A 25,626-nucleotide genomic window follows, 5' to 3' on the forward strand; every position below is an offset into this window, starting at 1 on the left:
CTGATGCTATTCGAGCAAATTACTTTCCAGACTATGGCTATCCTCGGGTTCGAGACCGGCCATCTCCAGCAATGTTTCCTTGACCTTAGTCAGCGTTACCGCCGCCTGATTGAGGTCATCTTCGGAAATCCGATCAAGGATATCCATTTCCACGCGTTGCACGCTGTCGCGTATGGTCGAGACCATGCGCACGCCGGGGCGGGTCAGATAGACGCGACGTGCCCGCGCATCATTCGAGTCCGCACGCCGTTCGACAAAACCTGCCGTTTCCATGCGATCGAGCAAACCGCCGATCGCCACTTTGGTCAGGTCGAGATCATCGGCCAGCGCTGTCTGGGTCATGCCATCGCGACGCGACAAAAAAGCCAACACCCACCATTGCGAACGCGTAATACCCAAGGGCTTGAGCGCACGATCCACAACCACACGCCGCAACCGCGACACATCGTGGATGAGAAAGCCAAAACGCAGGCTGCTATTTAGATCCTTGGGCAATACGGATTCCTTGTCTTCAGCACCGACGTTGACCAGTGCCGTCATTGTTGAGATTTGCGGGGCTGCAACTTACCCTTGAACAATTCCCGTGCAATGATTGTCTTCATCACCTCGATAGAACCACCCGCGATTTTCACGATGCGCGCATCGGCATAAGCCCGGCAAATCGGATATTCCCACATATATCCCCAGCCGCCGAACAGCTGGAGACACTTGTCCGCCGCTTCGCAATGCAGTTCGGAAGTCACCATTTTCGCCATCGCGGCATCGACCGGGTCGAGCTTGCCCTGCATGAACAGGTCGATGCACTTGTCGGTGAACACGCGCGCCATGACGGAACGCGCCTTCAGGTCGGCCAGCACGAACTGGGTATTCTGAAAATCTGCGATGGTCTGGCCAAATGCCTTGCGATCGGCAGTATAATCGACCGTCCATTCAATCATGGCTTCAACCACGGTCGCCGAGCGAATAGCCTGCGCCAGACGCTCCTGCGCCAGCTTGGTCATCATGATCGCAAAGCCGCCGCCTTCGCTGCCCAGCATATTCGATGCCGGGACGCGGACATTGTCGAAGAACAATTCCGAGGTATCCTGCCCCTTCATGCCCAATTTTTCGAGATTGCGGCCACGCCGGAAACCGGGCCGGTCGCCCTCGACGAGGAACAGGGTCACGCCTTTGGCGCCCGCCGCACTGTCCGTCTTGGTCGCAAGCACGAGAATATCGCAGCTTTGTCCGTTGGAAATGAACACTTTCTGCCCATCGATGACATAATCATCGCCATCGCGGACAGCCTTGGTCTTGATCGCCTTAAGATCGCTGCCGGCATGCGGTTCCGTCATGCCAAGCGAGCCAATCGCTTCGCCGCGCACCATCTTGGGCAACCATGTGGCTTTTTGCTCATCCGTGCCAAAGGTAAGAATATAGGTCGCGACAAGATCTGTGTGGATCAGGAAGCCGGGCGCGCTCGCGCCCACCCGCCACAGTTCCTCGAACACCACCACGTCAAACAGATAGTCGAGGCCCAAGCCGCCAAATTCTTCCGGCACGGTGCAGCACAGCAACCCGGCCTCACCCGCCTTCAACCAAAGTTCGCGCGGGACGATCCCATCATGTTCCCATTGGGCATGATAGGGGACGATTTCCTTTTCCACAAAACGGCGCACGGTTTCGCGCCACATGTTATGTTCCTCACGGAAAAGCGACCGTTCAATCATGGCATTACCCCCTTATTTGGCGCGCTGCGATTTATCGCGCTGCGAAGATTGCGTGATGGCATCGCGCGCGGCCTGCCACTGGCCGTCGCTCATATTCGACAGGTCGGCAAATGTGCCGGGGCCAGCCAGATGCTGCGCGCCGTCAATCGCGATCGTCTGGCCGGTCAGATAATCGCACCCGTCCGACAACAAAAACACGATCAGATTCTGCAATTCCGGCATTTGACCAAAACGACGCATCGGCACTGTGTCGTCGCTCGTCGCGCTCGATTTCGTATCCGGCAGCGGATTAAGCTTTTCCCATGCGCTTTCGGTCGGAAATGGTCCCGGCGCCGTCGCATTCAGACGGATGCCATAAGGCCCCCATTCCACCGCGAGCGACATCGTCATGGCATGCAGCGCGGTCTTGGCCATCGCCGACGGCACCACGAAGGCGGAACCGGTCCACACCCAGGTCACAAGATTGCTGACGACCGATCCGCGAATGCCTTCCGCGATCCAGCGCTTGCCTGCGGCCAGCGTGACGTGAAAACTGCCGTCCATGACCGTGGAGGTCACCGCACGAAAGCCACGCGGGCTGAGATCCTTGGTCGGCGCGATGAAATTGGCCGCGGCATTGTTGACAAGACTCGTCAATGGCCCGACCTTCCAGATCGCATCCATCATTTCATCAACCTGATCGGCATCGCGAATGTCGCAGATATGCCAATGCACCTGCCCGCCAATGTCGGCCGCTGCCTCTTCCAATACTGCCGCGCGACGTCCGCAAATGTGGACAACTGCGCCTCTGGCAGCAAGCGCCTTGCTGATTTCCTTGCCCAAGCCGGACCCGCCGCCCGTGACGAGAATCGATTTTCCAGACAAGACGTCGGAACGAAAAATATCCATGCTCATATCTCTTTGGTTCCCAAAAAGCGGCGTTATGTCTGAATTCCTCTCCGCCTGTAGTGAACATGTTTACAAACTTCCGATTTGGTGTCAAGAACTGATCGTGGTTGATGTGTCGGCATCAAGACCGCAGGGTAGAAATATGCCCAATCATGCAGTGGCAGGGCCAAGATGCCCGCCATGAAAAGAAGGGAGTCCGGTGATGGGTCTGTTGGAAGGCAAGGTCATTTTGGTGACGGGCGCTGGTCGTGGCGTAGGTCGCGGTATCGCGCTCGATTGCGCCCGCGCCGGGGCGGCGGTGGTCGTGAACGACCTTGGCGCGGCATTGTCTGGGTCCGGCACTGATGGCTCGGTGGCAGAACAAGTAGCGGACGAGATTCGCGCCTTGGGTGGCCGCGCGATTGCCAATCATGACAGCGTGGCCGATTGGGATGGCGCATGCGCCATGGTCCAGTCCGCCGTTGATGCCTTTGGCCGACTCGACGGGGTCGTCAATAATGCGGGCGCGCTGCGCGACGTCTATTTCCACAAAATGTCGCCTGATGATTTCGATGCGGTGGTCAAGGTCAACCTTTATGGCAGCTTCTATGTCAGCCGCGCCGCAGCGCCATTGTTCAAGGAGCAAGGTTCGGGCGCCTATGTCCATATGACCTCGACCTCGGGCCTGATCGGTAATTTTGGACAGGCCAATTACGCCGCAGCCAAATTGGGCGTCACCGCCTTGTCCAAGTCGATTGCGCTCGACATGCAGCGGTTCAATGTCCGCTCCAACGCGATTGCGCCATTTGCATGGACACGGATGATCGATTCGATCCCCACCGACACCCCCGAACAGCAAAAACGGGTGGATGGGCTGAAAAAGCTCGATGCCGATAAGATCGCGCCTTTCGTGGTCGCGCTGTTCAGCGATGCCGCCAAGGATGTCAGTGGTCAGGTCTTCGCCGTCCGCAACAATGAAATTTTCCTGTTTTCGCAGCCGCGCCCGATCCGCACGGCGCACACTGCCGAAGGCTGGAGCCCGGAAGCCATCACCGAACGCGTATTCCCGCAGTTCGCGAATGATTTCATGCCATTGCATCGCTCGGCAGATGTCTTCACCTGGGATCCGGTTTAAATCATGATGATAAACCCGGACGCAATCCTGTCCCATGACTTCGGGGAACAGCGGCAACATTATGATGCGCGCGATGCCATTCTCTATGCATTAGGCATCGGTCTTGGCGTCGATCCGTGCGACCCGCAACAACTCGCTTTTCTCGACGAGCGCGCGCTTTCAGTCCTGCCAAGCTTCGCGGTCACTTTGGGATCGCCGGGGATGTGGATGACCCGACCCGAATTCGGCATAGATGTGGTGCGTCTCGTCCATGCGGAACAGCGTGCATGGTTCGAACAGCCGCTTCCCCCCGTTGGCGACATCATGGCCGAGGCGCGAGTCGTCTCCCTTTCCGATCGCGGCGAGGGCAAGGGCGCGGTGCTCGTGCTCGAACGCCAAATTCGCGACAGCAACAGCGGCGCGACTTGGTGCCGTCTGCACCAGACGTTACTGCTGCGCGGCAATGGTGGTTTTGGTGGCCCTGCCGCACCGATGCAGCCGTCAGTCATCCCGGACAGGCCGCCCGAAATGCTGTCCTCCTTCGCCACATCGCCACGAGCAGCACTGATCTATCGCCTGTCGGGTGATTGGAACCCGCTGCATCTCGACCCGGCAATCGCCACCAAAGCAGGCTTTGCCAAGCCCATCCTGCATGGTCTGGCCAGCTATGGCATCGCCGGATGGGTAGTCAGCCACGCCGCCAAACGCGATGTCACCGCGATCAGCGAACTGGGCTGCCGCTTTTCGGGCATCGTCTTGCCGGGCGACACGCTCGATTTCCATATCTGGTCGCAAGACCCGGACGCCGCCAATTTTCAAGCCTATGTCGGCGACCGCAAGGTGATCGACCAAGGCGTTATTCGCTGGAGAAGCTGACATGACGAACAGGCACGAACTTGCTACCCGCTTGCGGTCACAACTGCGGTTGCCGGTCATGGCCGGTCCGATGTTCATTGCATCGACCGCCGATCTCGTAATTGCCCAATGCCAGTCCGGCATCATCGGATCGATGCCCGCGCTCAACCCACGCAGCACTGCCGCGCTGGATGAAGACATTGCGCGCATTCGTGAAAATGTGGGCGACATGCCGTATAGCATCAACCTTGTCGCCCACCGCACCAACGACCGTCTGGAGGCCGATCTTGACGTTATTCTGCGCCACAAGGTGCCGATCGTGGTGCTGGCGCTCGCCGCCAATCCGGATTTGGTGAAAACACTCCAAGCCAATGGCACATTGGTATTTCAGGACGTGATCAAAAACCGCCATGCCGAAAAATGCGCGGAAATGGGCGTGGATGGCATCATCGCCGTCGGCGCGGGCGCAGGCGGGCATACCGGCGACCTGTCGCCATTCGCGCTGACGCAGGAAATCCGCGAATGGTGGGACGGGCTGTTGTTGCTTTCAGGCGCTATCGCCACGGGCCGTTCGATCTTGGCGGCAGAGGTGCTGGGGGCCGACCTCGCATATATCGGCTCACCCTTCCTCGCCAGCGATGAAGCCAATACCCAACCGGGTTTCAAGCAAATGATCGCCGATTGCGCTGCGGCCGATGTCATGGTCACCAACTGCTTTACCGGGGTGAATGCCAATTTTCTGCGACCGTCGATCATTGAAAACGGTCTCGACCCGGCCAAATTGCAACGCCCTGAAGGCGCAGCAGTCAACATCGCTGGGGGTGGATCGAACAGCAAGGCGTGGCGCGATATCTGGAGCGCAGGCCATGGGATCGGCGCGATCAAGCAACCCGGCCCCGCCAAGGATTATATTGACTGGCTGGCCGCCGATTATGCCGCCGCCCGACAGGCGATGGGCATGCCGCCATCATAAGCGGTCATATCGGGTCAGCAGCAAAATAGAGGCGGTCACATTCAGACCTGAGGGCATCACGCGATGCTGCGTTGATGCCCATCCCAATAACGGGCGCGCAGGTCCTTTTTGGACACCTTGCCAGATGGCACCAGCGGGAAGGCATCGATATAGTCGATGCTTTTCGGTACTTTATAGGCTGCCAACCGCTCACGACAAAATGCCAGCAAGGCCTCCTCGGTAACGTCTTGGCCTTCGCGGATGATCACCACGGCCTTGACGGCCTCCCCCCAACGCGCATCCGGCACGCCGATCACCGCGACGCCAGCCACTGCCGGATGGGTCGACAGGACATTTTCAATTTCGGCGGAATAGATATTCTCGCCGCCTGAAACGATCATGTCCTTGACGCGATCGACAATATAATAAAGCCCTTCCTCATCGCGTCGGGCAATATCACCGCTGCGATACCAGCCATGCACCATCACGCCAGCGGTCGCATCCGGTTGCCGCCAATAGCCTTTGGTTATCGCAGGCTGACGGATCAACAATTCGCCTGGCTGGCCGTCCGGCAGGTCATTGCCATTGGCATCCACAATTCTGAATTCGACCAACGGCAATGGTCGCCCACAGCTTTGCAACTTGGTCTCATCTTCGAGATTATGTTCATTGGGACGCAAGATCGACGATGCCCCACCCGCTTCGGTGGAGCCATAGAACTGCATGAACTGACAGGGCATCACCGAAATGGCGCGTTTGATCAGCCCAAGAGAGATCGGCGAGCCGGCATAAAGAGTCAGGCGCAGCGACGAAAAATCCGCCTCAGGCGCCGTCGGATGATCCAGCAACATCTGCAACATGGTCGGCGTCAGCGTCAGCAGCGTCGGACGCATCTGGGTAATTTGCGCCAGCACCAAACCGGGTTCGAACTGGCGCACGATGGTAATCGACACTCCATTATACAGGCACTGCAAGGTGATCCCGATATGCAGCAGATGAAAATTCGGCAATGAATTGATGAAGCTATCGCCATTGTGCCATTGATAGGCCGGCTCCAGATGCTCGCACAGACGCATCATATTGATGCCGCGATGGGTCAACATCACGCCCTTGGGTTTGCCGGTGGTGCCAGAGGTGTATAGCTGAAACGCTATATCATCCTCTTCAACGACGATGCCGACATGCTGCCCGGCCTCGCCCGCGACCTTTTGCTCCAGCGTGTCCTCGACGTCGATCCAGATCACTTCCGGCGGCTGCGACAGCAATTGGCTCGCCGCCCGCCAGAGTGACTCCATCTCGCGATCGACAATCACCAATCGGGAATCACTGTCGCGAATCTGCTCCGCCAATTCCGCCGCCGCCAACCGCCAGTTGAAAACAACCAGCCCGGATCGGGTGCGGGCGCAACCGAAAAAGGCGAAATAGAAATCGGTACTGTTCTTGCCGATATAGCCGATCAGTCGCCCCTCGTCGGCACCACGCGGATAAAGGTAATTTGCGACGCGATTGATAATGGCGTCCGCTTCTCCAAAGCTGACGATGCGATCGGGCGTTTTCAACATCGCGCGGGTCGGATCATGACGCGCCCAGTAGTCGACAAAGTCACCAAGTGTGCGAACTTCGGGATAGGCCCACATTGTTCAGCACCCCTTGAAAACGGCCGCCCGCTTGCCCGCAAAGGCCGTAATGCCTTCGCGCGCATCGGCGGAGCGTGCAATGCGGGCAAGCGCCTGCGCCTCCAGTTCCAACTGGGTTTCCAGCGGCTGATCATGCACCGAATTCAATAAACGACGGATTTCACCAAAGGCGGCTGTCGGCCCAGCCGCAATTTGCCGGGCAATTGTTTCCGCCCGCGCGGCAAGGTCGTCGTTAGCGACGATTTCATCGACAAGGCCCGCCGCCAAGGCATCTGGCGCCAGTAGCGTCTCATTGAGCATGAGAAACTTGCGCGCGCGGCCCGCGCCCATGCGGCGGGTGTACATGATGGATGATCCGGCATCGCAGCTAAAGCCAATGCCGGCATAGGCGGCGACGAACCGGGCATTATCAGCCGCGACGACGATATCGCAGCCCGCCACAAAGCCCGACATGCCCCCGACGCATACGCCCTGCACCGCAGCGACTATTGGCGCATTCATCCGCTGTAACCGCGCGATGCCGCTGTGCAATGTGGTGGTCCAGCGTTTAATGTTGAGCGGCAGGCTATCCAGATCTGCGATAAAGCTCGACACATCGCCACCAAAGCTGAATGCCTTGCCCTGCGCAGTCACCAACACGCACCGGACCGTCGGGTTCTCGGAAATCTGAATGGCAGCTTCGGCGATTTCCGCGCACAGCACGCCATCAATGGGATTGCCACATTCGGGATTGGCAAATTCAAGCCGCGCCAGACCATCATCAAACACGAGCGACAATTTGGTGAACGACATCCTACCCTCCTAGGTTTGTAAACAAGTTTATGACCTGTGGCGACGTCTGTCAATCGCGCGCATTACAAACGCATTCTTTCTGGTGCGCTGAGGGCGGATTATTACCCATCGCCCTCACGCATGATCCCTCGTCAAAGACTGCGGCCCACCAGTTCCTTCATGATTTCCGAGGTGCCGCCATAAATGCGGCGCACGCGCGCATCCCGCCAGATCCGCGCGATCGGATATTCGTTCATATATCCCGCGCCGCCATGTAGTTGCAGCGCGGCATCGCAGATCATCCATTGCGTTTCCGTATGCCACAGCTTGGATGCGGCCGCCTCTTCCGCCGTCAATTCATGACGGACATGACGTTCAATCGCCCAATCAAGATGCGCCCAGCCAACCTGTAGGCGCGCCGCCATATCCGCCAGCGTAAAACGCGTATTCTGAAAATCGAACACCATTTTACCAAATGCCTTGCGATCCTTGACGAACTTCACAGCCTCATCAAACGCCCGTTGCGCCGCCGTCTGCGCCGTGATCGAGATCGACAGCCGCTCCTGCGCCAATTCGCTCACCAGATAAATAAAGCCGCGATTTTCGTCGCCGATCCGATTTTCAACCGGCACGCGCACATCGTTGAAAAACAGTTCCGATGTATCTGCCGACCATTGGCCAATCTTGTCGAGATTGCGACCTCGTTCGAAGCCCGGCATATCCGCTTCAACCACGATCAACGACGTGCCCTTCGCGCCAGCGCTCGGATCGGTTTTGCAGACGACAATGATCAAATCGGCATTTTGACCATTGGTGATATAGGTCTTTGACCCGTTGATAATATAATGGTCGCCATCCCGCACAGCCGTCGTGCGGACGCCTTGCAGGTCAGAACCTGCCCCCGGTTCGGTCATCGCGATTGCCGCGACCATTTCTCCCGTCACCAGCCTCGGGAGATAGTTCTGCTTCATCTCCTCGCTGCCGTAATTGTAAATATAGGGCATGGTAATATCGGTCTGCAACGTCAGACAGTCCGACATCATGGCATAGGTGAACTCTTCGTTCACCACCGCATTAAAGGAAAAATCGAGGCCCATGCCGCCATAGGCCTCGGGCTGGGTCAGGCACAACAGGCCCGCCTCGCCGGCCTTGCGCCAGAATGCGCGACTGACCTTCCCATCTTCTTCAAATTGTTCGAGATTGGGGGTAAACTCCTGTTCAAGGAACCGGCGCACGGAATCGCGGAACTGTTCATGCTCGGCGCCATATACGCCACGATTGGCCCTGTTCAGCACGTCCCTATCTCCTTTGAATATACAATTATCGTCGCTCTGACTGCCGTAGTGATGAAATTCAGTCGCACGCGCAATCTGGTTAATCAATTCACTTTACCGACACCGGCAATTTTTTACGTATACTATTTACGTATTATGTCGCAAGCGCTATATGCATCCGATACGAGCTGCCGGAATCGGTGGCCAATCACAGGAGAGTGCCATGGCGACGCAGTTGGTCGATCACAACGCGGATATCACAACCCTTGATGTATCACGCGGCGAACTGTACGCGGCGGACAGTTGGCGACCGTTATTCGCCCGGCTGCGCAAGGAAGCGCCGATCCACTACTGTCGCGACAGCTTCTTTGGCCCTTATTGGTCGGCGTCGCGCTATGCCGATATTGTCGATATCGAATCGCGCCCGGAAATCTTCTCATCCTCATTCGAACATGGCGGCATCACCATTTTCGATATGCAGAACACGGGCGTGCAACTTGCGATGTTTATCGCGATGGATGATCCCGAACATGCCGAACAGCGCAAGACCATCGCTCCGGCCGTGACCCCGACCGAGATTGGCAAACTTGCAGGGCCATTGCGCGAACGCACGGCACAATTGCTGGATAGCCTGCCGGTGAACGAACCGTTTGACTGGGTCGAAAAGATTGCCGTCGAACTCACCACGCAGATGCTGGCCACATTATTCGACTTCCCTTGGGAGGAGCGCCACAAATTGCCCTTCTGGTCGGACTGGGCGGCCAAGATCGACATCGGCCCCGACCCGGTATTGAATGCCGAACGCGAAAAATATTGTTTCGAAATGGCGTCCTATTTCAAAAAATTATTCGACGAGCGCAAGGCACTCCCGCCCAAGGGCGACCTGCTGTCGATGATGGCCCATTCGCAACACATGGCCAATCTCGATGAACAGCGCTTCATGGGCAATATCGCGCTTCTCGTTGTCGGCGGCAATGACACCACCCGCAATTCGATGTCGGGACTGATCGAACAGATCAACACATATCCGGAAGAATGGGCCAAGTTGAAAGCCGATCCCGCGCTGGCATCCACGGCGGCGACCGAAACGATTCGTCTCCAGACCCCGATCTGCCACATGCGCCGTACGGCGCTGGAGGATGTCGAACTGCACGGACAGACGATCCGCAAGGGCGAGAAAATCGTCATCTGGTACAATTCCGCCAATCGCGACGAAGACGTCTTCCCCGATGGCGACAAATGGGACGTCAACCGCGCGAATTCCCGCCGACATCTCTCCTTTGGCTATGGCATTCATCGCTGTCTCGGCGCCCGTTTGGCCGAACTCCAGCTCCAGACGCTCATCGAAGAGATGGTCAAGCGCAACATGGACGTGAAACTGGTCGGCGAACCGGATCGCATCCCCTCCTGCTTTACCCGTGGCTATCATCACATGATGGTCACGATGACACGGGATTGATCGTCATGAGCGCAGATTTCAAACGCTATAAGTGCATGAACTGCAATACCATTTATGATGAGGCGTTGGGCGATCCTGAAAATGGCGTCCTGCCCGGCACCCGTTGGGAAGACGTGCCGGACGATTGGGTCTGCCCGGAATGCGGATCTGAAAAACGCGACTTCATGCTGATTGACTGGGAATAACCCGGTGCTGCCCGGCCCTGCCCCGGCGTCTCGTGAGGCGCAGGGCCGGTTATAAGGGGAAATAGGCATTGGCTGATTATATCATCATCGGCGCCGGTTCGTCCGGCTGCGTCCTCGCCAATCGACTGAGCGCCGATCCGGGGTGCGAGGTGGTGCTGCTGGAGGCAGGCGCGCCGGACCGCAGCCTCCTCTACCGCATCCCCGCCGGATTCTTCCCGCTGATGCAGGCCGGCAAGGGCAATTGGAATTACGAGACCGTGCCACAGCCGGGCCTGAACGGTCGCACCTCCTATTTTCCGCGCGGCAAAGTGTTGGGCGGCTCCAGTTCGATCAACGGACTGGTCGTTTCGCGCGGCAACCGGGGGGATTATGACCATTGGGCACAGCTCGGCAATCCGGGCTGGTCCTATGAAGATTGCCTGCCCTGGTTCCGCAAGATCGAGGATTATCCCGGCGGCGACCCCGCCTATCGCGGTCAGGGTGGTCCCGTGCGCGTGACGCGCGTCCCCATCGAAGACATGAACCCGATTTCGCAATCATGGATCAAGGCCGGTTTGGCGGCGGGTCATGGCTTCAACGAGGATGTCAACGGTCCCGACCCGATCGGCATCGCTCAGATGCAGGGCAATTTCGCCGATGGTATCCGCCAAAGCGCGTCGCGTTGCTATCTCCGCCCGGCGCTGGGACGACCGAATCTGCGGGTCATTACCGGCGCGATGGCCAGCAGGATCATCGTCCAATCGGGCCGCGCCACCGGCGTTGAATTCATCCGCAAAGGCCGGGTCGAAACGATTTCCGCCGCGCGCGAGGTGATCTTGGCCGGGGGCGTCGTCAATTCGCCGCAACTGCTTCAACTTTCCGGCATCGGTGATCCGGATGATATTCGTCCGCATGGCATCAACATGGTCCATGAACTACCCGGTGTTGGCCGCAACCTGCGCGACCATCTCGCCATCTCCGTCAAACAGCGCATCAATCGCCCCTTATCGGTATTATCCACGCTCAAACCACTGGCGATGGCGAAGGCGCTGGGCCAATATCTGCTGTTTCGATCTGGCCCCACCGTGTCGAGCGGATTGGAGGCTTGGGCGCATCTCAAGTCACGCGCAGATATCGATTATCCCGACCTGCAAATCTATTGCGTCCATCTGATGTATAATGACCATGGCCGTGACGTGATCAGGGAAGAAGGCTTTCAGGTCTCGCTCAACGCCAGCCGTCCACACAGCGTTGGCACGATCCGCATCGCCTCCGCAGATCCGCTCGCCGCACCCATCATCGATCCCGACTATCTCTCTGATCCCGAAGATGTGCGCGTCATGCGCCAAGGCATCCGGCTGGTGCGCGAGATCATCGCCCAACAACCGTTCGATAGTTTCCGGGGTAGTGAATATGCGCCGGGCGAGGCCAAGCAATCGGATGATGAGCTGGACCAATATATCCGCAACAACGCAGCCACTTTATACCATCCGGTCGGCACCTGCAAAATGGGGCAGGATGAGATGGCGGTGGTCGATGCGCGCCTCCGGGTGCGGGGGATTGACGGATTGCGCGTGGTCGATGCGTCGATCATGCCCGATATTCCGAGCGGCAACACCAATTTCCCGGCCATGATGATCGGCGAACGCGGGGCGGACTTCATCCTCAACGGATGAGGCCAGCCCCGGCTGTCACCGCTCAGGCGAAACCGCGCTCACCAAAGGTGAATGGACCGCCGAGATAGGCGGGATAGCCCGTATCGCGCACCGTGGCATAATCGACGAGACGACGCTGTTCGAAACCAAGCTGGCTGCGCCAAGGTTCGACGGCCTTGCTGATCGCCGTTAACACCTGCGCATCATTACGGTCGCCGGATATTGCGGCGACGGCCGCCACGATTTCTGCCACAAATGCTGGCAGCGCGTCCTTGCGCTTCAGCCGGTCATAGTCATTTTTCCCAAGGAACAGCGTCTGGATCATGTTGCGCGGTTCTGGGCGCTGGATCAAACCGGCGAATATGGCCATTTCGCTACGTATTGCCCCTTCGAAGCATTGCGGCAGGCCAAATTGCAGACAGTCGAGGATGGCGATGGGCGCAGGATAATGGACATCCGCACTTGCCCTGCGCGGCGCAATCAGCGGGTCGATTTCACCCGGCGTCATCGCGCGCCAGTCGGGGGCATCCCAAGGCTGGCACGCCTGATCGGTCGCCAGCAGCCACGCCTCCGCCATTGCAATGTCTTCACCCGGCTGTGCCAGCGCATGGACAAGACCGACCTCAAGCGCGGCCTGTCCCGATAGGCGCCCCCCCTCCAGCAGGATCGGCAACGCCGCCTCCAGCCCGATCAACCGTGGCAGACGCTGCGTGCCACCCGCGCCGGGCAAAAGGCCGACGAGCGATTCCGGCAGGCCCATGGCAATCTTGGGATCGTCAACCAACACCCGATAATGCGCGCCCAGCGCCAATTCGCAGCCCCCGCCCAATGCGAGACCGGCGATGGCCGCCGCCACTGGCTTGCCCGCTGTTTCCAGCGCCCGGATGGCTTTGCTGAGTGGGAAGAAATGATCGAACGCGACATTGAAACGCGCCTGTGGGGCGGCCTGCATGATCATGTCATAGGCGACGCCCAATTCGGTCAGATCGGCCCCGGCGCAAAACGCATTGTCCTTGCCCGATCGCAGGAGCAGCCCCTTCACATCTGCGGCTGCCAGCCATGCCGCAACCTCGCCCAGTTCATGGATTGCTGCATTGGAAAACACGTTCATCGTCCGGCCCGGACAATCGAACACCAGATGGGCCAACCCGTTGGGCTGCATTTCAAGGCGAAACTGTTCCAGTGTCGGCAGCGGCGTGGCCATCGATATTCCTTTCATGATTATACCCGAGCAGGCGCATCAAATGCGCGTCAGAAGGCGACCTGATCACCGCCCTTGAGTTCAAGTATCTCGCGCGCTTCATCCGGCGAGGCGATTTCAAGCCCCAATCCCTCGATGATCTGGCGAACCCGTTCGACCTGCGCCGCGTTGGTCAACGCCAATTCGCCGCGCCCCAGCCACAAGGAATCCTCCAGCCCGACACGGACATGGCCGCCCATCGCCGCCGCCATCGCCGCCACCCGCATTTGCGCCTGACCCGCCGCCAGCACCGACCAGCGATATTGGTCGCCGAACAGCCGATCCGCCGTCCGCTTCATGTGCATCACCTCATCCGGGTGCGATCCGATGCCGCCAAGTAGCCCGAAACAGGTCTGAATGAATAAAGGCCCCTGCACCAATCCTTCTTTCCAGAAATAATGGAGGTTGTGCAAATGGCTGGTATCATAGCATTCAAACTCATATCGCGCGCCCGTCGCATTGAGCGTTTCCAGCGCGTAACGAATATCCTTGAAGCTATTGCGAAATACCAGATCGTGGGAGCCTTCAAGCATCGGCTGTTCCCAGTCATATTTGAAGTCCGTGTAGCGCTTGAGCATCGGGAACAGGCCAAAGTTCATCGACCCCATGTTGAGACTGGCGACTTCCGGCTGCCATTGCGCCGCAGGGCGCACGCGCTCTTCGACCGACATATAAGGCGATCCGCCGGTGGTGAGGTTCACCACGACATTGGAGGACTGCTTGATTACCTTCAAAAACGGCTCAAACGCCTCGGGCGACTGATCGGGACGACCATCCACCGGATTGCGCGCATGCAGATGTACGATGGCCGCGCCCGCCTCGGCGGCCCCAATCGCCGATGCCGCGATCTCGGCAGGCGTGACCGGCAGATAGGGCGACATCGATGGGGTATGAATCGACCCGGTGATTGCGCAGCTGATAATAACCTTATTGCCTACCATGGCCCATCCTCACCTATATCAATGCGTCGACATGCGTATCCCCATCATTTCGGCATTTCCCTTGTGGTTGGGAATAGCTGCCGCAATGTTAAGGCTGCCCTGTTCATACTGGCAATCACATGATTTTCGTGAACCAGTTTACAACCTTCTATTTTGCTGTCAATATCAGCATGAACAATAGGCAGGATGCACAGGGCAATTATGGCAATGAACGAAGGAAGTCTGGGGATCGCAGCCATCAGCGGTTATCTGCCGCTGCTTCGTCTCGACCGCGCGGTCGCCGCCAAGGCGCTGCGATTCTCTGGCCTTGGCGGGCGCGCTGCTGGTCATCGCGCCGTCGCCGGATGGGACGAAGATGCCCTGACGATGGCGGCAGAGGCCGCGCGCTTGACCTGTATCGGCCATTTGCCGCAGCGACTCGTCTTTGCCTCGACATCGGCCCCCTTCACCGAACGGGGACATGCACCGCTGATCGTAGAGGCGCTGGCCATGGACAGCGCATGCCGCACTGTCGATGTGGCCGGTTCCCGCCGTTGCGCCAGTTCTGCTTTGCTGGATGCGCTGCTTGGTCGGGAGACCAGCCTGATCACTTCAGGCGAGAAGCGCCCCGCCAAGGCCGGCAGCCCCTTCCACCTTTCATTCGGCGATGGCGGCGCGGCGGCGCTGGTCGCCCCGGATGGCGGCGCGCGCCTGATCGGCCATGCCAGCCTGAGCCGGGATTTCATCGACATCTACAGCTCGCGCGCGCACCCCACGCCTTATGCCTATGAAGAACGCTTCGTGCGCGAGATCGGCACCCGCGACATCATCGCCCCCACGATCAAGGCCGCGCTTGCCAATGCGGGCGTTGAACCGGGCGATATCGCCCATGTCGCCGTGGTTGAGCCGCTCGCCAATATGTGGCGCGATATCGCCAAGGCGACCGGAATCACGGCGCACAATCATGCCGGGGATTTGCTGGCTGCAGCCGGTGATTTGGGCGCTGCCCATGCCCTGTTCGCGCTGGCGCTGGCGCTTGATGCCGCCAAGCCCGGCGACAAGATACTGCTCGCTGCATTCGGCAGCGGCTGCGATGCGCTGGTCCTTGAAGTATCAGGCCCGGTGGCCGGTGCTGCGGCGGCACGCACGGCACTGCGCGAAGGTCAGCTCTTTGCCGACTATATCCGGTTTCTCTCGCTCACTGGCACGATCGACCTCGATTGGGGCGTACGTGCCGAATTCGAACAAAAGGCGCAGGCCACGGTGCTCAATCGCTATGGCCGCGACATGATTGGCTTCATCGGCGGTCGGGATGGCACCGGCAATGTGCAGTTCCCGAAATCGCGCGTGCCGGTGCGCCCGGATGCCAATGGGCCAGAGCCGATGACCGATGTGCGCTTGGCCGATGTCCCCGCACGGCTGATGTCGGTCACAGCCGACCGCCTCAATTTCACGCCCGATCCGCCATTCTGGTTCGGGCTGGTGCAGTTCGACAATGGGGCGCGGGTCATGATGGAACTGACGGATGCGGATGAAAGTCCCTTTACGGTCGGCGATGCGCTGACGATGCGGTTGCGCATCAAATCATTTGACCGGCGGCGCGGCTTTTGCACCTATTTCTGGAAGGCGGCCCCCGCAAGCCGCCCGGCGATGGAGGGTTAAAGCCATGGCAAACGGTATCAAGGATCGCGTCGCGATCATCGGCATGGGCTGCACGTCGTTCGGCGAACATTGGGACCGTGGTCCCGAAGACCTGATCGTCGACGCTTTTGAAGAAGCACTCCGCGATGCGGGCATCGCACGTGGCGAGATCGGCGCGGCATGGATGGGCAATGCGCTCGACGACATCAACGTCGGCAACAGCGCGCTGCCGCTCGCCCATGCATTGCGCCTGAAGACAATTCCGGTTTCGCGCGTCGAGAATATGTGCGCGACCGGCACAGAAGCGCTGCGTGCCGCCACCTATGCGGTGGCGGCGGGTGCAGTCGATTTCGCCGTGGCACTCGGTGTCGAGAAGCTCAAGGACACCGGCTATGGTGGCCTACCGCTGCGGACCAAGGGGGTCGCGAATGATCTGTGGATGCCTTATGGCTCCGCCCCCGGCACCTTTGCCCAACTTGCCGGCGCCTATAGCGCCCGCCACGGCATCGCAGCATCGGATCTCAAACAGGCAATGGCGCATGTCAGCTGGAAGAGTCACCAGAATGGGGTGCTCAGTCCCAAGGCACATCTCCGCAAGGCCATCGACATGGAGGCCATATTGAAAGCGCCGATGATTGCCGATCCGCTTGGCCTGTTCGATTGCTGCGGCGTGTCCGATGGTGCGGCCTGCGCCATCGTGACCACGCCGGAAATCGCAAAAAGTCTCGGCATCGCCGACCCGGTGACGATCAAGGCGATTCAGCTGTCCGCCAGCCATGGCTGGGAATCGAGCTATCATGAATGGGATGGTTCATTCGTCCGCAATACGCGTGAAGCGGCCAAGCGCGCTTATGCCGAAGCCGGAATTACGCCGGAGGCGCTGTCGATGACCGAAGTCCATGACTGTTTCTCGGTCACCGAACTGGTCACGATGGAGGATCTCGGCCTGTCAGCCGATGGACGCGCCGTTTTCGACATTCTCGACGGTCGCTATGATCGGGACGGCACCATGCCGTGCCAGACCGATGGCGGGCTCAAATGCTTCGGCCATCCGGTCGGCGCATCGGGACTACGCATGGCGTATGAGGTATATAACCAGTTGCTCGGACGTGCCGGCGAACGCCAGCTGTCGCAAGTCGATTTCGGCCTCACGCACAATCTGGGTGGCGCCCCGTTCAACAGTGTGGCGGCGGTCTCGATTCTTGGCCGACTGAACTAGGAAAGGAAGAACATGGCCGGCTTGTATTTTGATCAATTCGAAGTGGGACAAAGCTTCGATCATGAAATCCGCCGCACGGTGACGGATATGGACAATATGATGTTCTCCTCCCTCACCTATAATCCGGCGGCGATCCATATCGATCATGATTATTGCTCGCGCACCGAATTTGGGCGTCCGCTGATGAACTCGATCTTCACGCTCGGGCTGGTGATCGGGCTATCTGTGCAAGACACGACGCTCGGCACGACCATTGCCAATCTCGGCATGACCGACACCACTTTCCCCAAGCCGGTTTTTGCGGGAGACACCATCCGCTCGCGCACCACTGTATTGGAAAAGCGCGAAAGCAAGTCGCGCCCCAACCAGGGCATTATCCTGTTCGAACATCTCGGCCTCAATCAGCGTGACGAGATTGTCTGCCGCACATTGCGCAGCGCCTTGATGATGAAGGAACCCGCAGCATGAGACTGCGATCCCTGCTTTTCATCCCCGGCGACAGCGAGAAGAAGTTCGCCAAGGGCAGCGCGGCGGGTGCGGATGTACTGATCCTTGATCTGGAAGATGCCGTCGCGCCTTCTCGCAAGATTGAAGCCCGGGCCATCGTATCGAGGCTGCTCGAAGACCGCACGCCGCGGTCGTGGTCGTTCTTCGTCCGGGTGAACCCGCTTGATACCGGCATGACCTTTACGGACATGGCTGCGGTGGTGAAGCCCGGTCTGGACGGACTGTTGATCCCCAAGGCCAATGGCGCACAGGACATCAATCGCATTGCCGAGGAGCTCGACCGGCTGGAACAACAGGCGGGCATGGCGCTTGGCACGGTCAAGATTGCCGTGGTCGCGACCGAAACACCCATCGCGATGTTCAACCTTGGCAGCTACACCCCGGCCCATCCCCGGCTGGTGGGATTGACCTGGGGCGCGGAAGACCTCGCCGCCGCCATTGGCGCGACCGCGAACAAGGAAGAGGATGGCAGCTGGACCGAGCCTTATCGCCTTGCCCGGTCGTTGTGCCTCTATGCCGCCGCCGCCGCCGATGTCGCGCCGATCGACACGCTATATGCCAATTTCCGCGACCCGGAAGGGCTGGAACTAGATTGCCGTCGGGCGCGGCGCGATGGCTTTACCGGCCGCATCGCCATCCACCCGGATCAGGTGGCGACGATCAACCGCTGCTTTGCGCCCTCGCCCGAGGAAATCGCCGAAGCACAGATGATCGTGGATGCCTTTGCCGCCCAGCCAGATGCCGGCACGCTCGGCATCAACGGCAAGATGTACGATATTCCACACCTCAAGGCCGCGCAAAAGACGCTGGCCAATGCCGCATGAACAGGAGCTGATATGTCTGCCTCACGTCCCCTGCCAACCGAAGAAGATCTGGCCACCATCCGCGAAGGCGTCCGCGCCGTGTGTTCCCGTTTCGGCGACGATTACTGGCTGGAACGCGATGATGATGGCCGCTTCCCCCGCGAATTTCACCGCGCCATGGCCGAAGGCGGCTGGCTCGGCATCACCATGCCGGAAGAATATGGCGGTTCCGGCCTCGGCGTGACCGAGGCGATGACGATGATGAGCGAGGTCGCCGCCAATGGTGGCGGCTTTGCCGCTGCCTCGACCATTCATATCAACCTGTTCGGTCCGCACCCGATCGTGGTCAAGGGCACGGCTGAACAAAAGGCGCGCTGGGTGCCAAGGCTGGTGGCGGGCGAAGACCAATGCTGCTTCGGCTTCACCGAACCCGATGCCGGCCTCAACACGACCCGCATCAAGACCTTCGCCGAGAAGGTGCCGGGCGGCTATGTCGTCCATGGTCAGAAGGTCTGGACCTCGACCGCACAGGTCGCGAACAAGATCATGCTGCTGACCCGCACGACCAAATATGAAGATTGCGCCAAGCCGACCGACGGCATCACCATCTTCTATACCGATCTCGACCGTTCAAAGATCGATGTCCATCTGATCCCGAAAATGGGCCGCAAGGCCGTGGACTCCAACGCCATTTTCATCGATGGCCTGTTCATTCCGGATGAGGACCGCATCGGCGAAGAAGGCAAGGGCTTTGGCTATATCCTGCACAGCCTCAACCCGGAACGCATCCTGATCGGCGCAGAGGCGATCGGCATTGGCCGCGACGCCCTTCGCCGTGCGACCCAATATGCCAAGGAACGCATCGTGTTCGATCGGCCCATCGGCATGAATCAAGGCATTCAGCATCCGCTTGCGGAAAAGTGGATGTATCTCGAATCTGCATGGCTGATGGTCGAAAAAGCCGCCCGTCTCTATGACAGCGGTCTGGCTTGCGGTGCCGAAGCCAATACGGCCAAGTTCCTTGCTGCGCGCGCCTGCCATGATGCCGCGTGGCAGGCCGTGGCGACCCATGGCGGGTTCGGCTATGCCAAGGAATATCATGTCGAACGGCTCTATCGGGAAGCGGCGCTGACCCGCCTTGCCCCGATTACCGAACAGCTGATCATGAGCTTCATCGCCGAAAAGGTGCTGGAGCTTCCGAAGAGCTATTGACGACAAACATCCGCACGGGCGCGCAGCACGGGAGAATTCACATGAATCGGCAGGTCATTCTCGTGGCGCGCCCCAATGGCGTGGCACAGGCCGAGCATTTCGATATTATCGAGACGCCGCACGCGATCTTGATGGATGGCCAACTGCGCGTCCGCAACAGCTTCCTTTCGGTCGAACCTGCGATGCGCGGCTGGATCGCCGACAAGGGCAATTATTCCAGCCCGGTCGAGATCGGCACGCCGATGCGGGCATTGGCGGTCGGCGAGATCATCGAAAGCCGTCATTCCGATTATCAGCCCGGCGACATCGTCACCGGCTGGTTCAACTGGCAGGAAGAGGCCGTTGTCGATGCGACGGCAATCGTTCGCCGTGTCAAGGAAACCGACCTGCCCCATTCGCTCGCGCTCGGCGTGCTTGGCATTAATGGCGTGACCGCTCATCTCGCACTCACCGGCGTCGGAGAACCCAAGCCGGGCGATACGGTGCTGGTATCGACCGCCGCTGGCGCGGTCGGGTCGGCGGTTGGCCAGATCGCCAATATCCTTGGCTGCACCACCATTGGCATTACCGGCGGGCCGGACAAGGTCGCCCAATGTACCGAGATGTTCGGCTATGCCGCCGCCCTCGATTATCATAATGACCAGCTTGGTCAGGCCATTGCCGATGCCTGCCCCCATGGCATCAACGTCTATTTCGACAATACCGCCGGACGGATCAGCGATGCCGTCTATCCTCAACTGGCGCTCAATGCCCGGGTTGTTGTGTGCGGCACGGCGTCAATCCCGTCTTGGGACCCTTGGCCGTCCGGCCCGCGCGTCGAACGCCACCTATTGCTCAAACGCGCGCGGATGCAGGGATTTGTCATTTTCGACCATATGGACCGCTACGAAGCGTCGGTCGGCCAGCTTGCCGACTGGGTAAGAGCGGGCGAATTGCGTTATGTCGAAGATGTGCTGACCGGGCTGGACGCCTGCCCAGACGCGTTGGCCGGGCTATATCGTGGCGAGAACAAAGGCAAGCGGGTCATCCAGCTTAGCTGAACGGCGACAGGCTGCGACCAAGATCAGGATCGCGCCTCAAGCCCCAAGCATATTTGGGCAAAGGCATTCATGCCCACCGTCCGATATTTCTCCCGATGGGTGACAAGGTAGAATTTCCGCATCAACGCGAGTTCCGGCACGCTTAATTCCACCAGCCGCCCTTGGTTGAACGCATCGATCAATGCCAGACGGGGCAGGCATCCGATCAGCATGCCCGCCTCCACCACGCCTTTGATCGCCTCCATTTGCTGGAGTTCGATACCGATCCGCCAATGGCCCCAATAAGGGGCCATGGCCCGATCCAGCGCCTGTCTTGTGCCTGACCCCTTTTCCCGGACAGCCCATTGTTCCGCCAGCAGCGCCTCGATGCCCGTTTCGACATCGCCCGCCAAATGATGCCGTGGCCCGCAAAAGACGACGAGTTCATCTTGCATCCACTCATCAAAGTGCAGCCGACTATCGCCATATTGGCCCTCGACCATGCCATAATCGAGGTCGAATTCGGCGATGCGATGGGATATTTCCTCGCTATTACCGACAGATAATGTGATGGTCGCGTCGGGATAGCTCGCCCGATAGCGCTCGATAAGCCGTGGCGCGACATAATTGCCGATCGTCACCGTGGCCCCAAGCCGCAGGGGACCGGGCCGATCGTTCCCCGCCAGCCGTCCGTCCAACTCCCATGCGCGCGACAATAATTCCAGCGCCATCGGCAAGATCGTCATGCCGGTTTCATTCAGTTTGAGGCTTTTGCCGGTCCGGTCAAACAGCCGCTGGCCCGCGCGTCGTTCCAGTTCTCCAAGCGCTGTGCTCGCTGCCGACTGCGACATGCCGAGCGTCTCGGCCGCCGCCGAGACGCTCAGGGTCCGGGCAATATTGGCGAATACCTCAAGCTGGCGCAGGCTGAATTTCATCACATATCTATAAAGTAGATAGATAGTATCAACAATACCCATTTTTCTTATATCAGGTGCTGCGCTAATGGAACTGCATCAACAGTTACAGGCGAAGAGATCATGGCAAGCATTCGTACAGAGCGCGTTTTGAGCGTGAACCACTGGAGCGACGAAATATTCAGTTTCACGACGACGCGCGACGCCAGCTTCCGCTTCGAAGCGGGGCATTTCGTGATGCTCGGCATCAGCCTTGGCGGCAAGCCGCTCATGCGTGCGTTCAGCATTGCCAGCCCGCATTATGAGGACCGGCTCGAATTTCTGAGCGTCAAAATTCCGGATGGCCCGCTGACCTCCCGCTTGCAGCATATCGAGCCGGGCGCTGAAATCCTGGTCAACAGCAAGCCGGTAGGCACGCTGGTGATCCGCGACCTGCGGCAGGGCCGCAATCTGTATCTCCTGTCGACCGGGACGGGGCTCGCGCCCTTTATGAGCATCATACAAGACCCGGAGACCTATGAACGCTTCGAAAAGGTCGTATTGGTGCATGGCGTGCGCACGACAAAGGAACTGGCTTATGCCGATTTCATTGAGAACGACCTGCCCGCGCATCCGTTTCTGGGTGAGGAAGTAACAAGCAAGCTGATCTATTACCCCACAGTCACGCGTGAGGCATTCCGCAATCAAGGACGCCTGACCGACCTGATCCGCACCGGCAAGCTGGCGCAGGATATCGGCTTGCCGGATCTGGACCCGGCGACTGATCGGATCATGATCTGCGGTAGCCCGTCGATGCTGGCCGAAACGTCGGCGCTGCTCAATGAACGGGGCTTTGTCATTTCGGCGGGCGTCGGGGAAACCGGCGATTATGTAATCGAAAGGGCATTTGCCGAGAAATAAGGGCTGAGCTGGTGATGGTTCAGCCCTTGCGCTGAACGCCAGTCATAGCGAGTGCGCCCGCAGCCGTACCAAGGAGAAAGGCAATCAAGGTAATGGGCGGCATCAGGGCTGGCCATTGCTGCGGCTGCAGCCAGGTCGCCCAGCCGGGCAATGCCGCATGGCAACCGCCGATAAAGGCAAGCGCGCCAGTCCAGCCCAGCTTTTTAGGAAAAGACCATTGCGCCGATTGTTGACCGCTGACGACGAATAGAAGCGCGGCAATGGCACCGAACAGAAGGGCGAGGCCCGCCGACAAGGTCAGCTTATCACCGTCGAAAAACTTGGGATAATAAGCCGGGTCGAGCAGCAGCAATGACAGCATGGCGTGCATGATGATCGCCCCCCCGGCCAGCCGCAAATGCGGGCCGGACATGCGGCGATGATGCCGCAACACTGGCGCCAACCCAGCGACGATCAGCGCAAGTGCCGAAACGGCGAAGGCCTTGTTGACCGTATATGTCGGCCAGTCCGCCCAAGCGACGCCTTTGAACAGATGATAACGCACCGTCGCATAGGCCAAAGACAGGGCAAACACGGCGCTTGCTTGCGCATGGACGCCGATGGTTGCGCGGTGCAGTGACGGCTGGCGATGCGATGCCAAGGTGAGGTCGATGCGAGATTGGTAGTTCATCTGATACTCTTTATGCTGGCATGCAATGCAGGCCTTCCCATGTACGCTTGCACGGGAAGGCCTGTTGTCCTCACTGTGCGTGGCTGCTGGCCGTAATGCCGCCAATGAGCTTCACATGGTCCGGCGACACAGGCGTCGGGGCTTTTTTGGCTTCCGAGGTGGAGACCGAGTGGGCGAAGCTAAGTTCGCCCGTATAGCCATCGCGGAACTCGATAACGACCTGCGGCTCCGGATAGGCGATCCACCTCTCCTTCCCGTCCTTGTCCGGAATATTATAGGCATTGTTGACCCGAACGACCGTGTAGATCGGCCAGCCTTTGCCCTTGGGGCGTCCGCCGTCCCCGCCGCTGTCATTGCGATATTGGTTGCTGGACCACAGAATGTTCACCAGCCGGTCGCCCGACTGATAATAGCCGCTTGGCGGCGAACCACCTGCATCGCCAAGACGGTGGTTGCTGCTGGTATGCGGGCCGGTCGCGATGTCATAGACGCCCGGCGCCACACGCGCGACGAACGACTTGTGCAGATCGCCGGTCAGAAAGAATACCGGTTTGCCGAGCGATTCCGCGACCCGGAGCAGTTCCGCACGTTCATGGAGATGGGCCGTCCAGCCATCATCCTTGCCCGCGCCACCAGAACCTTGACCATACCATGCGCCATTGTCGTGCGGCACGGCGAGATTGACGGTCGAGGTGACGAAAATGAAGTCCGCCTTGCTCTTCTTCAACTCATCGAACAGCCATTGTTTCTGGGCCGCCCCCAGCATGCTGGTCTTGGGGTCTGTCAGATTGTTCTTGTCATGCAGCGTCCGGTTGGTGCGCGTATCGAGCAGGAAAATGTCGGTATTGGCGACGCTGAACTTGGTGTAATAATTCGTGCCGACACTGTAGCGCACCTTCTCCGACACGTTCAGCGCCGGTTCGACCTGAATCTGGTTTTTGCCCAGCACCTTCACGATCTTGTAGACGCCGCTATTCCCATAGCCCCACAGCACATGCAGATTCGATGTCTTGTTGAGATCGAGGCGGGAGAAATCTGCCACAGGGTCCGTCAGGACGTTGCTGCCCGCCTTGGTCACCGCCTCGCCAAAGACTTGCGCTTGCGACTTGCCGATGTCGGGGTTGCTCCAGCCGATATAGTCGTGCCAACCGGCCAGCGCCGGATCACGGAAGACCGCACGTTCGACATTCGCCTCATGATCGTCGCTTTGCAGTTTCTGCTGCCATGGCTTGCCGCGTGCATCGACGCGAAAGCCGATCTCGCCCGAACCCGTCACGTCATTCAGGATTTCATGGTCGTCCGCCGTCACGAACTGCGGCACTTCGCGATAAAAATTGGCCAGTGCAGGCGAATTGTCCAGATAGATTTTATAGTTTTCCCAAACCCCGGTGATGCCCTTGGCAAGGCTGGTCACTTTGGGGGGCTTGGCTACCTTATTGACCTTGGCCCAATCCTGTTCGTTCGTCTCACGACCAACTTCATAGATCCAGTCGCCATTCTGGATCTGGAAATGAATCCGATCCTTCAACTGATCGAGCATGGTCGCATAGGTCGGCGGGATCGCACCCTGACGGGCCTGATTATTGCCGGTCCCCACTTCAAAGGCGAAGTTGAACACGCCCTTTGGATTCAACTCGGGATCAACGAACGCCGCGCTGTCCGGCAGGGTCAGGAAGCTGTTGACCTTGCCATTCACGCGCGTGTCGGCAATTTTGTTGCCCAGCACCAACGCATAATAATATTTGGTATTCGGTTTCAGCCCTTTCAATTCGATCCACCCGGTCCCGTCATGATCCCAATTGGTCTTGATAGGGGCGGAAACGGTGCCGCCAGACAAATCCGGCAGGGTGGAATAGAGGACGCTGAATGAGCCCGGCTGGCGGGTGCGCGCCCAAATGCGAATGCTGGTGGCACTGACATTGCCCAATTGCGGACCGTGCGTGAAGCCATCCAGTTTTTCGAGCAGCGGTGCGGGTGCTGACGATGCCGGTGCTTGTTCTGCAGCGGCGCCAATCGCCAGTTGCGGTGCCACCAATGCCGTTGAAAGGGCGAGCGCTACGGCCCAAGCGGAATGGCGCGTCGAATATTTGAAATTATCGTTCATGATTCACCTGTAATTGAGCG

25 protein-coding genes are annotated in these 25,626 nt (G+C 59.1%); 13 read left to right on the forward strand and 12 right to left on the reverse strand.

Features of this window, described 5'->3' with window-relative positions; genetic code table 11:
* Positions 1-6: 6 nt before the first annotated feature.
* Genes K6117_RS08205 through K6117_RS08215 form a run of 3 tightly spaced genes read right to left on the reverse strand, consistent with a single transcriptional unit; the run spans position 7 to position 2,597 of the window.
* Positions 7-540: a MarR family winged helix-turn-helix transcriptional regulator gene (locus K6117_RS08205; protein ID WP_221793836.1), complete on the reverse strand. Its 534-nt coding sequence runs from the start codon at positions 538-540 to the stop codon at positions 7-9.
* Entirely contained in the window at positions 537-1,709 is a 1,173-nt protein-coding gene (locus K6117_RS08210; RefSeq protein ID WP_221793838.1) for an acyl-CoA dehydrogenase family protein, read from the reverse strand. The genes K6117_RS08205 and K6117_RS08210 overlap by 4 nt, the downstream gene beginning before the upstream one ends.
* Before the next feature lie 12 nt (positions 1,710-1,721).
* Positions 1,722-2,597: an SDR family oxidoreductase gene (locus K6117_RS08215; protein ID WP_246604965.1), complete on the reverse strand. Its 876-nt coding sequence runs from the start codon at positions 2,595-2,597 to the stop codon at positions 1,722-1,724.
* A 202-nt stretch (positions 2,598-2,799) separates the two neighbouring features.
* Between K6117_RS08215 and K6117_RS08220 the strand changes: the two genes are divergently transcribed.
* Genes K6117_RS08220 through K6117_RS08230 form a run of 3 tightly spaced genes read left to right on the forward strand, consistent with a single transcriptional unit; the run spans position 2,800 to position 5,518 of the window.
* Positions 2,800-3,711: an SDR family NAD(P)-dependent oxidoreductase gene (locus tag K6117_RS08220; RefSeq protein ID WP_221793842.1), complete on the forward strand. Its 912-nt coding sequence runs from the start codon at positions 2,800-2,802 to the stop codon at positions 3,709-3,711.
* 3 nt (positions 3,712-3,714) lie between these two features.
* Positions 3,715-4,566, forward strand: a complete 852-nt coding sequence (locus K6117_RS08225) for a MaoC/PaaZ C-terminal domain-containing protein (protein WP_221793844.1) — start codon at positions 3,715-3,717, stop codon at positions 4,564-4,566.
* A 1-nt stretch (position 4,567) separates the two neighbouring features.
* Positions 4,568-5,518 (forward strand): NAD(P)H-dependent flavin oxidoreductase, encoded by a 951-nt coding sequence (locus tag K6117_RS08230; protein WP_221793846.1) that lies wholly within the window; start codon positions 4,568-4,570, stop codon positions 5,516-5,518.
* Between the two features lie 56 nt (positions 5,519-5,574).
* Here K6117_RS08230 and K6117_RS08235 read toward each other — a convergent pair whose 3' ends face one another.
* From K6117_RS08235 to K6117_RS08245, 3 genes are all read right to left on the reverse strand, one after another.
* Positions 5,575-7,134 carry a long-chain-fatty-acid--CoA ligase gene (locus tag K6117_RS08235; protein ID WP_221793848.1) on the reverse strand — a complete coding sequence of 520 codons (1,560 nt, stop codon included), beginning with the start codon at positions 7,132-7,134 and terminating at the stop codon, positions 5,575-5,577.
* Between the two features lie 3 nt (positions 7,135-7,137).
* Positions 7,138-7,926, reverse strand: coding sequence for an enoyl-CoA hydratase/isomerase family protein (locus K6117_RS08240; protein ID WP_221793850.1), 789 nt, complete (start codon positions 7,924-7,926; stop codon positions 7,138-7,140).
* Between the two features lie 131 nt (positions 7,927-8,057).
* The gene (locus K6117_RS08245) at positions 8,058-9,200 is read right to left on the reverse strand and encodes an acyl-CoA dehydrogenase family protein (protein WP_221793852.1); all 1,143 of its coding nucleotides are present in this window, start codon (positions 9,198-9,200) and stop codon (positions 8,058-8,060) included.
* A gap of 202 nt (positions 9,201-9,402) precedes the next feature.
* Here K6117_RS08245 and K6117_RS08250 point away from each other — a divergent pair, with 202 nt between their 5' ends.
* From K6117_RS08250 to K6117_RS08260, 3 genes are all read left to right on the forward strand, one after another.
* Positions 9,403-10,638 (forward strand): cytochrome P450, encoded by a 1,236-nt coding sequence (locus K6117_RS08250; protein ID WP_221793854.1) that lies wholly within the window; start codon positions 9,403-9,405, stop codon positions 10,636-10,638.
* A 5-nt stretch (positions 10,639-10,643) separates the two neighbouring features.
* Positions 10,644-10,823, forward strand: a complete 180-nt coding sequence (locus tag K6117_RS08255) for a rubredoxin (RefSeq protein WP_221793856.1) — start codon at positions 10,644-10,646, stop codon at positions 10,821-10,823.
* A gap of 68 nt (positions 10,824-10,891) precedes the next feature.
* A complete protein-coding gene (locus K6117_RS08260; protein ID WP_221793858.1) occupies positions 10,892-12,478 on the forward strand; it encodes a GMC family oxidoreductase in 1,587 nt (528 codons plus the stop codon).
* Positions 12,479-12,500: 22 nt separating this feature from the next.
* Here the strand turns inward: K6117_RS08260 and K6117_RS08265 are convergent, their stop codons facing one another.
* The 3 genes from K6117_RS08265 to K6117_RS14625 form a co-directional block, all read right to left on the reverse strand.
* On the reverse strand, positions 12,501-13,661 hold the full coding sequence (locus K6117_RS08265; protein WP_221793861.1) for an enoyl-CoA hydratase-related protein: 1,161 nt from the start codon (positions 13,659-13,661) through the stop codon (positions 12,501-12,503).
* 47 nt (positions 13,662-13,708) lie between these two features.
* Complete coding sequence (kce, locus tag K6117_RS08270; protein WP_221793863.1) at positions 13,709-14,638, reverse strand: 3,5-dioxohexanoate:acetyl-CoA acetone transferase; 930 nt, start codon at positions 14,636-14,638, stop codon at positions 13,709-13,711.
* A 165-nt stretch (positions 14,639-14,803) separates the two neighbouring features.
* A complete protein-coding gene (locus tag K6117_RS14625) occupies positions 14,804-15,100 on the reverse strand; it encodes a hypothetical protein (protein ID WP_425514695.1) in 297 nt (98 codons plus the stop codon).
* 27 nt (positions 15,101-15,127) lie between these two features.
* Here K6117_RS14625 and K6117_RS08275 point away from each other — a divergent pair, with 27 nt between their 5' ends.
* From K6117_RS08275 to K6117_RS08300, 6 genes are read left to right on the forward strand one after another with little or no spacing between them, the layout of a single operon-like run.
* Entirely contained in the window at positions 15,128-16,279 is a 1,152-nt protein-coding gene (locus tag K6117_RS08275; RefSeq protein WP_425514696.1) for a 3-oxoacyl-[acyl-carrier-protein] synthase III C-terminal domain-containing protein, read from the forward strand.
* 4 nt (positions 16,280-16,283) lie between these two features.
* Positions 16,284-17,477, forward strand: coding sequence for an acetyl-CoA acetyltransferase (locus K6117_RS08280; RefSeq protein WP_221793867.1), 1,194 nt, complete (start codon positions 16,284-16,286; stop codon positions 17,475-17,477).
* A 12-nt stretch (positions 17,478-17,489) separates the two neighbouring features.
* A complete protein-coding gene (locus K6117_RS08285) occupies positions 17,490-17,945 on the forward strand; it encodes a MaoC family dehydratase (protein ID WP_221793869.1) in 456 nt (151 codons plus the stop codon).
* Complete coding sequence (locus K6117_RS08290) at positions 17,942-18,808, forward strand: HpcH/HpaI aldolase/citrate lyase family protein (protein WP_221793872.1); 867 nt, start codon at positions 17,942-17,944, stop codon at positions 18,806-18,808. The genes K6117_RS08285 and K6117_RS08290 overlap by 4 nt, the downstream gene beginning before the upstream one ends.
* Before the next feature lie 12 nt (positions 18,809-18,820).
* Positions 18,821-19,999 (forward strand): acyl-CoA dehydrogenase family protein, encoded by a 1,179-nt coding sequence (locus K6117_RS08295; protein WP_221793874.1) that lies wholly within the window; start codon positions 18,821-18,823, stop codon positions 19,997-19,999.
* A gap of 41 nt (positions 20,000-20,040) precedes the next feature.
* Positions 20,041-21,039, forward strand: a complete 999-nt coding sequence (locus tag K6117_RS08300) for an NADP-dependent oxidoreductase (protein WP_221793876.1) — start codon at positions 20,041-20,043, stop codon at positions 21,037-21,039.
* 23 nt (positions 21,040-21,062) lie between these two features.
* On the opposite strand, the gene K6117_RS08305 is transcribed toward K6117_RS08300, so the two are convergent.
* Positions 21,063-21,953, reverse strand: a complete 891-nt coding sequence (locus K6117_RS08305) for a LysR substrate-binding domain-containing protein (protein WP_221793879.1) — start codon at positions 21,951-21,953, stop codon at positions 21,063-21,065.
* A 102-nt stretch (positions 21,954-22,055) separates the two neighbouring features.
* Between K6117_RS08305 and K6117_RS08310 the strand changes: the two genes are divergently transcribed.
* Positions 22,056-22,832: a ferredoxin--NADP reductase gene (locus tag K6117_RS08310; RefSeq protein WP_221793881.1), complete on the forward strand. Its 777-nt coding sequence runs from the start codon at positions 22,056-22,058 to the stop codon at positions 22,830-22,832.
* Between the two features lie 19 nt (positions 22,833-22,851).
* Here the strand turns inward: K6117_RS08310 and K6117_RS08315 are convergent, their stop codons facing one another.
* Both K6117_RS08315 and K6117_RS08320 read right to left on the reverse strand, forming a co-directional pair.
* Positions 22,852-23,502: a hypothetical protein gene (locus tag K6117_RS08315; RefSeq protein WP_221793883.1), complete on the reverse strand. Its 651-nt coding sequence runs from the start codon at positions 23,500-23,502 to the stop codon at positions 22,852-22,854.
* 70 nt (positions 23,503-23,572) lie between these two features.
* Positions 23,573-25,606, reverse strand: coding sequence for an alkaline phosphatase D family protein (locus K6117_RS08320; RefSeq protein ID WP_221793885.1), 2,034 nt, complete (start codon positions 25,604-25,606; stop codon positions 23,573-23,575).
* Between the last annotated feature and the right edge of the window lie 20 nt (positions 25,607-25,626).

This window comes from Alteraquisediminimonas sediminicola (assembly GCF_019740335.1).
GTDB classification, from domain to species: domain Bacteria; phylum Pseudomonadota; class Alphaproteobacteria; order Sphingomonadales; family Sphingomonadaceae; genus Alteraquisediminimonas; species Alteraquisediminimonas sediminicola.